This is a genomic window from Plantactinospora sp. KLBMP9567 (genome assembly GCF_033446045.1).
Taxonomy (GTDB): Bacteria; Actinomycetota; Actinomycetes; order Mycobacteriales; family Micromonosporaceae; genus Plantactinospora.
Window position 1 is genome coordinate 1 of record NZ_JAWQRR010000051.1, and the last position, 11,476, is coordinate 11,476.

Consider the following 11,476-nt stretch of genomic DNA (forward strand, 5'->3'; position numbering starts at 1 on the left):
CTGGGTGTCTCGCACGCCGTCGACTACCAGCCGGTCTACCACGAGGAGAGCGCGCTGGGCCGGTTGATCCGCTCCGCTGACGCCGTCGTGCTGCCCTACGACTCTCGGGAGCAGGTCACCTCCGGCGTACTCGTCGCGGCGGTCGCCGCCGGAGTCCCCGTCGTCGCGACGCCCTTCCCGCACGCCGTCGAGTTGCTCACCGACGGTCCCGGCCTGCTCGTACCCCACGAGGATCCGGCGGCACTGGCCGCCGCCATCCGACGGATCCTGACCGAACCCGGCCTGGCCAGCAGCCTCGCCGATCGCACCCGCACCAGGAGTTCGACACTCCGATGGCCTGCGGTGGCGGCCCGATACCACGCCCTCGCCGAGCGGCTCCTCACCGACAGGGTCCGCGCCGGTGGCTCGCCTGCCGTGACCGCCGCACCGGCATGACCGCAGCCGCATCCCGCGTGCCTGTGCCCGCGCCCAGTTTCGCGCACCTGGCCCGGCTGACCGACGACACCGGCCTGTTCGAACATGCCCGGAATGCCACCGTACGCCGCGAGCACGGCTACTGCACCGACGACGTCGCCCGTGGACTGGTCGTCACCAGCCGCGAACCCGATCCGCCCGACGCCGTACTGCAACTCGCCGAGTGCTACCTGACCTTCCTCACCCACGCCCAGGACGACAGCGGCGCCTTCCACAACCGGCTCGGTCACTCGGCGGTGGAGATCCGTCCGTAGAACGCGAACCGCAGGAGACCGACAGCAGGTGGTGATCGGTGCCCTCGCACTTTGGGCTGGGCTTGCGTGGTGTGCAGCCACCCGACCAGGAGATCGGGCTGATTGACGCTCGCCGCACCGCCCATGGCAATCACCTCGATGCAATACCTCACCCTGTCCAACGAACCAGGAAGATATCGATGACGTGGCCGGACCAACCAGACCGGGGGAACATCAGAAGCTCCATGAAGGCGGGGGTAGCTCATTGGGGCCCGTGACGATACGGCTGCCCCGTTTGATGAAGCCAAGCTCGCCGATCAGCACGCTGAGTTCTTCATGTCGGTTGCGCAGCACCCAGTCGCTGCGGACGTGCCGAACGAGCTCCATGGGCGTGTAGTGATCGTAGGCCGTGATGGGTTGGCCTGGCGTGAACGATGGACGTGAGTGGGTGCGCCTGTTGGTCGCAATGTCCAAGACGCCCTGTGCGGCTTCTCCTCGATCACGGTGGTCCTGGGTGGGGAGTCGGCAGCGAGGGCGGCTTCGTAGGCGGCGACGGCCGCGGCGGCTTGGCCTGCCGGGTCGTTGAAGCAGTCGGTCGACCAGATGCGATGGGACCTCCAGGTGCGAGACTCGGGCAGTCACTTGACGGCTCCTTGCATCAGCGCCTTGACGAAGTTGCGCTGGAAGATCAGGAAGATCACCAGCGAGGGCAGGATGATCAGCAGGGATCCGGCGCAGAGCAGCACGATGTCGGTGCCGTACTGGCCCTGGAAGGCGCCCAGCCCGCCGGCCGCGGTCCGCTTCGTCGGGTCGTCGACGAGGACGAGGGGCAGCAGGTACTGGTTCCAGCTGGCGAGGAAGAAGAGCACAGATAGTGCGGACCACGCCGAGGTGGCGAGTGGCAGGTGGATGCGGCGGAACGTCTGCCAGGTGTTGGCGCCGTCGACTTTCGCGGCTTCGGTGAGCGCGGGCTCGGCGCCGAGAAAGTGTGCGCGCATCCAGAAGACGCCGAACGGCATGAGCAGTCCGATGAGCGGCAGGACGATCGCCAGCCGCGTCCCGAGCAGTCCCATGCTGCGCAGGTCGTAGTACAACGGGGTGATCAGCGCCTCGAACGGCAGGGTGAGTCCGACGAGGAGAAGACCGTATATCGCCTTACCGAAGGGCACGTTCAGCTGAGCGAGGGCGTAGCCCGCGGCGGTGGCCATCGCGACCGTGGCCGGTACGACGCCAAGCACGATGAGGGTGCTCGAGCGGAACAGCGCGACGAAGTTCGCCGCGCTCCACGCGTCGACGAAGTTGTGCCAGTGCGGGTCGCTCGGCCAACTGAGGCCTTGTGGCGTGCTGCCCGGCGCCGCCAGTGCCGTGGTGAACATACTCAGCAGCGGCACCACGGCGAACAGCATCAGCGCGAGCAGGATCCCAGTGCGCGTTACTCGATGGGCGAAACCTGATGTGGTCATTTCTCCCTCCCGAGACGCTGGATCGGCCAGATGACCACCAGCACGACGACGGCCAGGAACACCGCGAGCGCCGAGGCCTGGCCGACGTGCTGCTGCAGGAACGTCAACCGGTAGATCTGCACGCCGGGCACCATCGTCTGGTAGCCGGGACCGCCTTGCGTCGCGATCTGGACGACGTCGAAGCTCGCCAGCGCGGCGATGATCGTGAACGTCGTGCACACGACGAGTTCGCGCCGCAACCCGGGCAGCGTCACGGCGAAGAACTCACTGACCGGCCCGGCCCCGTCCAGCCGGGCCGCCTCGTACAGCGCCGGGTCGATCTTGCCGATGCCCGCGAGCAGCAGCACCGTGCAGAAGCCGAGCATGACCCAGACCCCGATCACACCGACCGCGGGCAGAGCGAAAGTGAAGTCACCGAGCCAGGCCCGCGTGTACTGATCGAGGCCGACCGCGCGCATGACCTGATTGACCAGGCCGTCCGAGGAGTACATCCACGTCCACGCGACACCGGCCGCGACCAGCGGAAGCACCTGCGGGACGAACAGTACAACCCGGGCGGTGGTGCTGAACGCGCCGGGCTTCAGTTCGCGAATGAACGACGCGGCGACTAGACCGAGCCCGACCGGCAAGACCGTGTAGAACACGACGAGGACGAACGCGTGCACCACGGATTGCAGCAGCTCCGGCTGGGTGAAGATCGCTTTCCAGTTGTCCAGTCCGGCTGGCGTCGCCGGCCCGATGCCGTCCCAGTCGTAGAACGAGTACTGCACGGACTGGAGCATCGGGAACAGCACGAAAACGCCGTACATACCGAACGCTGGCGCAACCCAGAAAAGCGCGCTCCAACTCCGCCGCCGGCGTGCGGATGGGCGCCGTACGGCGGGTTGTCGTGCCGCAGGAACGCTCGACGGGTCGGTCGTAGTCGAAGCCTGCCGCATCGCCTCCGGGGTCGGGACGCACGGCACCACACCACCCCTGGGTCGGCTCGCCGCGATCATCGCCCGAGATCGCGCTCGTAGTCGGACTGCACCTTGGTCGCGAACGCCTCGGGCGTCGTCCTGCCGGCCAGCAGCAGCTGCGTTTGCGGTATGAGGCTGTTGACGTGGATCGAAACCGTCGCATCAGCCATGAAGCCGACCAGCCTGTTGCTCTTCAGCAACTCCTGGAACGCGCTGACGGTGGCGGCGACCGCCGACCCCTCGGGCGCGGTCGGAGCTGGCGCGTCCGACGGGCCCGCCGGCACCAGCCCGCCGAGGGTGACCGTCTCCTGCCGCGCCTGCTGGTCCGTCTGCACGAAGTCCAGGAACGCGGCCGCCACGTCTGCGTTGGGTGACTTCGCCGGGATCCCCAGGTTGGCGGCGGCGGTCATCGCGTACGACGGCCCACCGGCAACGCCGGGCGGGAACAGGAAAAACCCGAACTGACCGGGTCCGGTCTTGTCGAGTCCCGGAGCCTGCCAGTTGCCGCTCGGGAAGAACACGCCGTTGCCCTTGACGAACTCGGCCGGTGCCCGGGTCTGGTCGATGTCGTTCACGTCGGCCGGCAGATACCCCGCCTGTCCCCAGCGTTGCAATGTCGTGCCGGCCTTGACCGTCGCCGCGGTGTCGATACTCGCGCCGGGCTTGGTGTAGTTCCAGTCCTGGACGGCTTGCGCGTCACCGGCGTACGACATCACCAGGTTCTGCAGCGGATAGACGCTGCCGCCGTCCTTGCCGTTGGTCATGATCGGCTGCAGCCCGGCGTCCTTCGCGGTGGCGAGCAACTGCTCGAACTCGGCGACGGTCGCCGGTGGCCGCGTCATACCAATCCGCTGCGCAAGCGCCTTGTTGTAATACACCCCGGTCAGGCCAAAGCCAGCGCCCGCAGCGTACAACGAGCCTGTCCCCCGCTGTGTGCCGTCCGGGCCGACACGGGTGGAGTCGAACTGCGACTGCGGCCACTCGTTCCACCCATACGCCTCCGCATACGGGTCAAGGCTGATCAGCAGGTGGTCCTTGGTCAGGTTGCCGAGCTGCGGCACGCGGACGAGGTCGGGCACGTTGTTCCCGGCGAGAGTACGCGCAATGGTCGTGGTCAAGGTGGCGTAGTCCTGGTTCTCCACCTTGACGGTCACGTTGCTGTACTTGGCGCGAAACAGCTTGCCGAGAGCGGTGTAGAACGGGACGTCGACGCCGCTGGTGACGAGCAGCTTCAGGGTGACCGGTTCGCTGCCGAGACCGGTGGAGACCGGCTTGGACGGCACCGGGCCGGCGTCGGAGTTGCCGCCGGGCGCACAGGCGGCCAGCAGCAGGGCAGCCGCCGCGGCGACGCCGGCCGCCCGTAAGGTTCCGCGGCAATGGGTGAGCGATCGCACGAGAAGTCCTTAAGGCTCGATGGTGTGGGTTGACTGGAACGCGCGGCGTACGGCGTCGCCAGCCTTGCCAACGGCGTGATGCGCGTCGGTCATCACGGCGAACATCTCGAAGAAGCCATGGATCTGCCCCGCGTACTCGGTCAACTCGACCGGCACGCCGGCCGCCTCCAGACGCCGGGCATAGTCCTCGGCCTCGCGGCGGAGGAAATCGTGTTCGGCCGTGATGATCGTCGCAGGAGCGACACCGCGCACGGATTCAGCGTGCAGCGGGGATACATACGACGCCTTGCGGTGTGCTGGGTCGGGAACGTACGTCGCCCAGATGTACTGGAGCCGACGGTAGCTGTTGGAGCCGAGACCCGACTGGCCCGCGAAGGTCTCGTACCGCCGCCGGAACGCGACCTTGTAGTCGGTGTTCTCGACGCTGTCGAGTGCCGGGTAGACGAGGAGTTGGGCGGCTAACCGAACGCCTTCGTCACGCGCTTTGAGCGCGGCCGCCGCGGCGAGATTGCCGCCCGAACTGTCCCCACCGACGGCCACGCTGCCGAAGCGGTGGCGTGCCCAGGTGACGGCCGTCCACGTGTCGTCGAAGCCGGCGGGAAACGGGTGCTCGGGCGCGAGCCGGTAGTCGATGGACAGGACCCCGCACGCGGCCCGGTTCGCGAGTGCCCGGGCGACACCATCGGCGGTGTCAAGGTCTCCGTGAATCCAGCCGCCGCCGTGCGCCCAGACCAGCACCTCCTGTTCCGCGCCCGTGGGCAGGTAGAGCCGAGCCGGTACGCCGTCCGCGTCAACCGGCTCGACAGCGGCCACCGGCGCCGGCTCGCCAGTCACGGCCAGGACCTTCGCGCGTGCGTCCGCCCGCACGGCCGCGATGTCGGCGGCCCACGGGTCGGGTGATGATCCGGAGCTGTCCAGGAAGGCCTGAACCTGCTCGTGCGGCCGCAGCGGAGTGTCTTCCTCGCGGACGACCGGGGTTCCCCGCTGGAAAGCTGCACTCATTCGATCGCGCCTCTCGCCACAGTTCAGACTGAGCACTCAGTCTGTTTCGCAGAGGTTACCGAGTACTCAGTCTGTTGTCTATGCTTGACGGCGCCCCGTCCCCACCATCGCGAGGAGATCAACCGTGTCCCCTGCCCAGAAGCCCAAGACCTCAGCGAAGGGCCTAGAGACACGGGACCGCATCGTCGACGTCGCCGTACGATTCATCGCCCGCAACGGAGCGCGCGGCACCAGCCTCGCCGACATCGCGGCCGAGGCCGGCGTGTCACAGACCGGGCTGCTCTATCACTTCCGCAGCAAGGAGGCCCTGCTCAACGCCGTCATGGATCGCCACCTGGCCTTCTCCGAGGAGTGGCTGTGGGGCGACGGACCCGACCCCGGCGTCAAGATCGTCGACATCATCGCCAAGCACGTGGCCAACTGGCCCAGCCAGCACGACGGCAAGGTGGCCAGCCTGCTCGGCATGAACATCGTCGTCCTCGGCGAAAGCGTCAGCCCCGACACCGACCTCCACCCACGGCTGGTCGATGGCTACCGAACAACGATCGACCGCGTGGCAGCGACCCTGCGGTCCGCACAAGAGCGCGGCGAGATGCGGAAGGACATCGACCCGCAGCTCAAGGCAATGGAGATCATCGCTTTCTGCTACGGCCTCGAGGCCGCGTGGTTGGTGGACCCGACGATCCCGGTCGCCGCGGCGGCCGCCCAATGGGCGGCACAGCAGACCAGGCAGTTGGCGACCGGGTCGGCGACGTCCTGACGGCACGCCCCCGGAGTCCGGCACTCATCGAAATGTTCACGGGTCCGCGCTGCCGGCGAGCAATGTCCCCCTCTGCCCTCCCCGGCTGCGGCCCGTGCAGACTAGTCCGGTCATCTGTGCAGGCGGATTCGGACATCGACATCGCCTGTTCGTACCGCCTGGACCGGCTGTCTCACGAGTTCGTCTCGGAACCTTACTTCCGAGACGCACCTGAGACGCCCGGCGGCTGGACGACGACCGAGATCGTCTCGTCATCGGTTCCCCGAGGTTCCTCGTCATCGGTTCCCGAGGTTCGCGGTGTTTGCTGAGGTGCATGAGCCAGCCAGCCGACGAACCGTGCGACGAGGTCGACGAGCGCCCCGAGGGCGATGACGATGCTGTCTGGGAGACCATCGCGAGCGACATGACGTCCGAAGACTGGTGACGCCGCTCAGCCGAGGTCGGTCCGGCCCATGGCGACGGCACCAGGCAGGAAGGATGCCAGGATACCGGCGCCGAACAGGTAGGCACCCCTCTGCGTCAAACGGCCGCGGCGGGGGTTGTTCTAGGCCGGGGTGTGGCGGGTCCGGGAAGTGACTTTCCGAAGTGTCGATCTCGGGGTTCGGGTCGGCCGCGCTGGATTGCAGAGTCGTCCCCACGTGTCCTCCCGGACCCGTCCCGAGCTGCTTGGCGTCGGCGACCATCTGCCGGTAGACGATGTCGGACAGACGCCGCTTGAGTGCCCGTAGGGCCTCCATCGGGGTCTTGCCCGCAGCGAGTCTGCGGCGGTAGTAGCGGCGGCCTTCGGTGTCACGGCGAAGCTGGACGATGGCCATGATGTGCAGCGCCCGGTTGATGCGCCGGTTCCCGGCACGAGACAGACGATGGCGTTGCTGGTCGCCGGACGAGGCGTCGATTGGTGCGGTGCCGTTCCAGGAGGCGAAGTGGGCCCGGCTGGTGAACCGGGCGATGTCGCCGATGTCGCCGAGCAGGCGGGCGGCGTCGGACGGTCCGATGCCGGTCAGGTCCATCAGCCGGCTTGCGGTGCTGTTGACCAGGTCGGTGAGTTCCTGTTTCGCGATTTTGATCTTCTTGTCGATGACGACGAGTTTGCCGATCAGCTCGGAGGCCAGCCGTCGGCGGGTCTTGCCGACCACGTCGCGCGGACGAACCGGGCCCAGCAGGGCGCGGGCCTGCTGGGCGGAGAGGAACGCGAATGGGCGGTACTGCAATGGTCGGCCGAGTTCGCCGACCACGGCAGCGCACTGCAACACGCCGAACGCATGGCCACCCTATGGCTGGGCATCAAGCACGACTGCAACCAGGCCATCAACGCCGAGGTCAGGCAAGAACTCGGCCACAACGACCTCGCGACGCGGTGCCGTGCGCTCGAACTGCCCGTGCTGATCATCGACGGAACCGACGACATCCGTCCCCGTTGGGCCGTCGACTCGCTGCATCAAGCGTTGGCCGACAGCCAACGCATGAGCCTCGCCGGATCCGGTCACTTGCCATGCGTTCTGCACCGCGTCGAAGCCAATCGCTACGCAGGGTGAAAAGGCTCAATGGCATGTTCGGGCGACTGCGCCGGACCGGCTGACCTTCTCGACCGGCCGTACTCGCCGACCAAGCCGCCGTGCCGGAACCCGCCTCCGGCACGGCGGCTGCCTGCCGGCAACGGTAGCCCGGCTCGGCCGCCCTGGCTGACCGGCGGCTCAGCCGAGCGAGCAGGGCGTCCCGTTGAGGGTGAACGAGGACGGGCTGCCGGTGCCACCGGTGTGGGTGGCCACGAACCCGATGGCGATCGCGGCGCCCGGCCCGATGATGACGTGGTCGTCGAGGCCACGGGCCGTGACCTCGCCGCTGAACGGCGCGTACACCGCGTTCCAGCCGCTGGTGATGCGTTGTCCGGCGGGCAGCGGGAAGTTCAGCACCCAGGAGGTGATCGTGGTCGCGCCGGTGTTGGTGATGGTGATGCTGCTCGTCAGGCCGGTGTCCCAGGTGTAGACCGAGTAGCGGACGTTGCATGCGGTCCCGGTCGGCGCGGCGGTCCCGGTCGGCGCGGCGGTCCCGGTCGGCGCGGCGGTCCCGGTCGGCGCGGCGGTGCTGGCCGGCGGAGCCGTGCTGGCCGGCACGGTGGCCGGCGCGCTGGCACCGTCCAGGGCGGCGGTCAGCGTTACGGCCGCTGCGGCGACACCGAGAAGGCTGCTCTTCAGTCTCATGGTGGCTGCGATTCCTCCGGAGATCGGCGTACAGCAGCGCGGCGGAACGAGGGGCGCCAGTCGCCGCTGATCGTCCGGTTCGCCTCGCGAGCACCAACGCTAATCGATCATCTTCGATTGTCAAGCCTTGCGACCCCCGCCTACCCGTGCTGACCTGCAAGATCAGGTTGGAAAAGGCTCACTGCTGGCACCGTTTCGTGTGGGCTTACGGTATCGATTCGGACACATTAACCCCCATCAAGGGGTTTCACGTTTGGTCAGGTGTTCGCCTCCTGCCTTGTGAGCATTCCTTTTGGCATGCAGATGATCGCCCAGTGGGTGGCGCGGAGCTGGTTACAGTAACCGACGCGCCGTGTCCGGGACCCTGTCGAAGCTTCGTGAGGATGACGGCGATAGCCCTTCGGGTGGGGAGGCTCGAGCAGGTTCAGGTGCTGACATCAATGGTCGCGCTGGCGCCGGTCTACGTACAGGTCGACCGAGTCCGAAGGGCCGTGCGAGAAGCAGATCGCGCCGTCCGTAGCGCGCTACCGGTCGCTCCTGCCTGGTTCACCTTGGCGCACATGCCTGCTCCTCCTCGACGTCGTCATCGGACCGGCCGTCCCGGTCGGGTTCCATCGACTGCGTGCCGACGACGGTCAGCAGCGCCAGCTTGTCGGCGGCGTCGGTGCCGGCGGTCGGGGTGAACCAGAGCAGCCGCTGCCGGCCGTCCTCGCTGAACAGGTTGAGACAGTTGAGGTTGAGCAACCCGACCGCCGGGTGCAGAATCCGTTTGCGCTCATCCCGCCTGACCGCCACGTCGTGCTCGGCCCACAGCGCCGAGAACTCCGGTGATCGCTGGAGCAGCTCGTCGATCAGGTGCGTCGCCTCGGCGTCGCTGGGACTGCGGCGCCCGATCGCTGCGCGCAGGTCAGCGACGAAGGAACGGGACTGTCGCGCGTGGTCCTCCTCCGGATAGACCTGCCTCGACCCTGCGTCGATGAACCAGCGGTAGACGAAGCTGGCCGAGCGTCCCCGATGCACCGATCGTCACGGTCGCCGTCTCGAGCAGCTCGAGCGGGTCGCCATCACACATCCCGGCGAACCTGCTCGGTCCGATCTGGATGGTCGGAGAACGTCGTGCAGCTGCTGCCACGCAGTGATTCCGGGACTCTGCTCGCGGCAATGGACCGGGCCTGTCCGACGGCGTACGCCGTCAGCTGCACGACGCGCCCGGCAACCCGCTCGACCTGATCGAGGAGCCATCCGCCGAAGCGCCGGTGGGCGCTCGGCGCCGCCGCCGGATGCCTTCGTCGATGCCCACGGCCGCCGTCTGTGGCCGGGGTTCATCCGCCGTCGAGATGCCCCTCGACCGGCGGCGACTGCCGGGCATGACGGCCCTGACTCGCGACCAGCACGTCTTGATCACGCGACCGCAGGCGCCCGGCATGGCTGCTGGTTCGCACGCGGCGGGATGGACCTGGTCGCGACGGGAGCGAAGGAGGGGATGTCATCCCCTCCTTCGGGAGCAACTGTTACCGCATGCGGCCACACCGCAGCGTTGATGGCATGACCGCATCACAGACCAGTTCAGGCGGCGCCCAGCGCCTCGCCGTCATCACGAGCGGTCTAGAGAGGAACGGCCGCCGTGCCGTCGCCCCGCGCCGTGGTGAACAACAGACCTCGTGACCGGCAGCTCCGGCGGCGTCGGCCCGGTCCCGCTACGAAAGGCGAGTCATGGAAACCCCCAGTGACGAGAATGCCTCAGCCCTGACAGACGGGGAAGCCGGCCGCGAAAACGGGGACCTCAGCCGCCGCACGTTTCTCATGTCCGTCACGGCGGCCGCAGCGGGTACGGTGGGGGCAACAGTGGGACCCATCGCGAGTCCGGCTGTCGCCGGAACATCGCACGCCACAGCCGCCCGGGCGTACCCCGTCGCCGCCGGCGCGTCGGCCGAGATCACCCTGTCGGTCAACGGGCAGCGCCACACGGTCACAGTGGAGCCGAGAGTGACCCTGCTGGACGCGCTCCGTGAACGCCTCCACATGACCGGCACGAAGAAGGGCTGTGACCGGGGCGAGTGCGGCGCGTGCACGGTGCTGTTGGACGGTGAGCGAATCAAGTCCTGCCTGACCCTGGCGGTCATGACGCAGGGCGCCGAGGTCACCACCGTGGAAGGACTGGCGCGAGGCGACGACCTGCACCCGGTACAGGAGGCGTTCATCCGTCACGACGCGCTTCAGTGCGGTGCGTGCACTCCCGGTCAGATCATGTCCGCCGTGGCCTGTATCGACGAAGATCACACGGGTTCCGAGGCCGAGATCCGGGAGTGGATGAGCGGAAACCTGTGCCGGTGCGCGGCTTACCAGAACATCGTCGCGGCTGTCGCCGACGCGGCAAAGGAGATCGGGCGGTGAGGGCATTCGGGTACACGGTCGCGGAAGATCCGGCCGACGCGGTACGAATCGCCGCCAGAACACCGAACTCGACGTTCATCGCCGGCGGCACCGACCTGCTCAACCTTATGCGGGACGGAGCGGAGGTTCACGACCACTTGGTGGATGTGAGCCACCTGGACATCAACCGGATCACTCTCGACTCCCGGTGGCTGCGCGTTGGTGGCCTGGCCCGGATGCGGGAGGCCGCCGAGCATTCCGGGCTGAGGGGGGGCGTTCCCGGTGTTGTCGGAGGCGCTGCTGGCCTCGGCTTCCCCACAGGTACGCAACATGGCCACGATCGGCGGGAACCTGTTGCAACGCACCAGGTGCGGGTACTTCCGTGACCCGGCCTCACCGTGCAACAAGCGTGCTCCCGGCAGTGGCTGCCCGGCGGTCATCGGGTATAGCCGCGGGCATGCGATTCTCGGTTGCAGTGACCACTGCATCGCTACGCATCCCTCCGATCTGGCGGTGGCGCTGACGGCGCTGGACGCGTGGGTACGTCTGCTCGGCCCTGACGGAGCCCGGGCCGTCCCCATTTCCGACTTCTACCTCCTGCCCGGGTCGACCCCGAC

General features: G+C 67.8%; 12 protein-coding genes and 2 pseudogenes. 6 read left to right on the forward strand and 8 right to left on the reverse strand.

Annotation, left to right across the window (positions count from 1 at the left end; all coding sequences use genetic code 11):
• On the forward strand, nt 1-435 hold a 435-nt coding region (locus R6Y94_RS37375; RefSeq protein WP_318398322.1), incomplete at its 5' end, for a glycosyltransferase.
• Nucleotides 436-458: 23 nt separating this feature from the next.
• A complete protein-coding gene (locus tag R6Y94_RS37380) occupies nt 459-728 on the forward strand; it encodes a hypothetical protein (RefSeq protein WP_318401268.1) in 270 nt (89 codons plus the stop codon).
• 213 nt (nt 729-941) lie between these two features.
• Here the strand turns inward: R6Y94_RS37380 and R6Y94_RS37385 are convergent, their stop codons facing one another.
• The 5 genes from R6Y94_RS37385 to R6Y94_RS37405 form a co-directional block, all read right to left on the reverse strand.
• The gene (locus R6Y94_RS37385; RefSeq protein ID WP_318401269.1) at nt 942-1,094 is read right to left on the reverse strand and encodes a hypothetical protein; all 153 of its coding nucleotides are present in this window, start codon (nt 1,092-1,094) and stop codon (nt 942-944) included.
• A gap of 251 nt (nt 1,095-1,345) precedes the next feature.
• On the reverse strand, nt 1,346-2,170 hold the full coding sequence (locus tag R6Y94_RS37390; RefSeq protein ID WP_318401271.1) for a carbohydrate ABC transporter permease: 825 nt from the start codon (nt 2,168-2,170) through the stop codon (nt 1,346-1,348).
• Nucleotides 2,167-2,964 (reverse strand): sugar ABC transporter permease, encoded by a 798-nt coding sequence (locus tag R6Y94_RS37395; protein ID WP_318401273.1) that lies wholly within the window; start codon nt 2,962-2,964, stop codon nt 2,167-2,169. Before R6Y94_RS37395 ends, R6Y94_RS37390 begins: the two co-directional genes overlap by 4 nt.
• Nucleotides 2,965-3,164: 200 nt before the next feature.
• Nucleotides 3,165-4,523 carry an ABC transporter substrate-binding protein gene (locus R6Y94_RS37400; RefSeq protein ID WP_318401275.1) on the reverse strand — a complete coding sequence of 453 codons (1,359 nt, stop codon included), beginning with the start codon at nt 4,521-4,523 and terminating at the stop codon, nt 3,165-3,167.
• Nucleotides 4,524-4,532: 9 nt separating this feature from the next.
• Nucleotides 4,533-5,525 carry an alpha/beta hydrolase gene (locus tag R6Y94_RS37405; RefSeq protein ID WP_318401277.1) on the reverse strand — a complete coding sequence of 331 codons (993 nt, stop codon included), beginning with the start codon at nt 5,523-5,525 and terminating at the stop codon, nt 4,533-4,535.
• A 124-nt stretch (nt 5,526-5,649) separates the two neighbouring features.
• Between R6Y94_RS37405 and R6Y94_RS37410 the strand changes: the two genes are divergently transcribed.
• Complete coding sequence (locus tag R6Y94_RS37410) at nt 5,650-6,285, forward strand: TetR/AcrR family transcriptional regulator (RefSeq protein ID WP_318401279.1); 636 nt, start codon at nt 5,650-5,652, stop codon at nt 6,283-6,285.
• Nucleotides 6,286-7,109: 824 nt separating this feature from the next.
• Here R6Y94_RS37410 and R6Y94_RS37415 read toward each other — a convergent pair.
• Nucleotides 7,110-7,295 (reverse strand): annotated as a pseudogene (locus tag R6Y94_RS37415) (transposase); the annotation flags it as partial.
• Here R6Y94_RS37415 and R6Y94_RS37420 point away from each other — a divergent pair.
• Nucleotides 7,209-7,820, forward strand: a complete 612-nt coding sequence (locus R6Y94_RS37420) for a hypothetical protein (RefSeq protein ID WP_318401281.1) — start codon at nt 7,209-7,211, stop codon at nt 7,818-7,820. The pseudogene R6Y94_RS37415 and the gene R6Y94_RS37420 sit on opposite strands and share 87 nt — an antisense overlap.
• 159 nt (nt 7,821-7,979) lie before the next feature.
• On the opposite strand, the gene R6Y94_RS37425 is transcribed toward R6Y94_RS37420, so the two are convergent.
• Nucleotides 7,980-8,486: a cellulose binding domain-containing protein gene (locus R6Y94_RS37425; RefSeq protein WP_318401283.1), complete on the reverse strand. Its 507-nt coding sequence runs from the start codon at nt 8,484-8,486 to the stop codon at nt 7,980-7,982.
• A gap of 546 nt (nt 8,487-9,032) precedes the next feature.
• Nucleotides 9,033-9,506, reverse strand: coding sequence for a hypothetical protein (locus R6Y94_RS37430; RefSeq protein ID WP_318401285.1), 474 nt, complete (start codon nt 9,504-9,506; stop codon nt 9,033-9,035).
• 915 nt (nt 9,507-10,421) lie between these two features.
• Here R6Y94_RS37430 and R6Y94_RS37435 point away from each other — a divergent pair.
• Together R6Y94_RS37435 and R6Y94_RS37440 are read left to right on the forward strand one after the other, a co-directional pair.
• Entirely contained in the window at nt 10,422-10,880 is a 459-nt protein-coding gene (locus tag R6Y94_RS37435) for a (2Fe-2S)-binding protein (protein WP_318401494.1), read from the forward strand.
• Nucleotides 10,877-11,471 (forward strand): annotated as a pseudogene (locus R6Y94_RS37440) (FAD binding domain-containing protein); the annotation flags it as partial. The gene R6Y94_RS37435 and the pseudogene R6Y94_RS37440, both read left to right, overlap by 4 nt.
• Between the last annotated feature and the right edge of the window lie 5 nt (nt 11,472-11,476).

Coding starts and splice junctions, on each gene's coding strand:
- R6Y94_RS37385 (WP_318401269.1), bottom strand. CDS start 1,094: ATGGAGCTCGTTCGGCACGTCCGCAGCGACTGGGTGCTGCGCAACCGA.
- R6Y94_RS37425 (WP_318401283.1), bottom strand. CDS start 8,486: ATGAGACTGAAGAGCAGCCTTCTCGGTGTCGCCGCAGCGGCCGTAACG.
- R6Y94_RS37390 (WP_318401271.1), bottom strand. CDS start 2,170: ATGACCACATCAGGTTTCGCCCATCGAGTAACGCGCACTGGGATCCTG.
- R6Y94_RS37405 (WP_318401277.1), bottom strand. CDS start 5,525: ATGAGTGCAGCTTTCCAGCGGGGAACCCCGGTCGTCCGCGAGGAAGAC.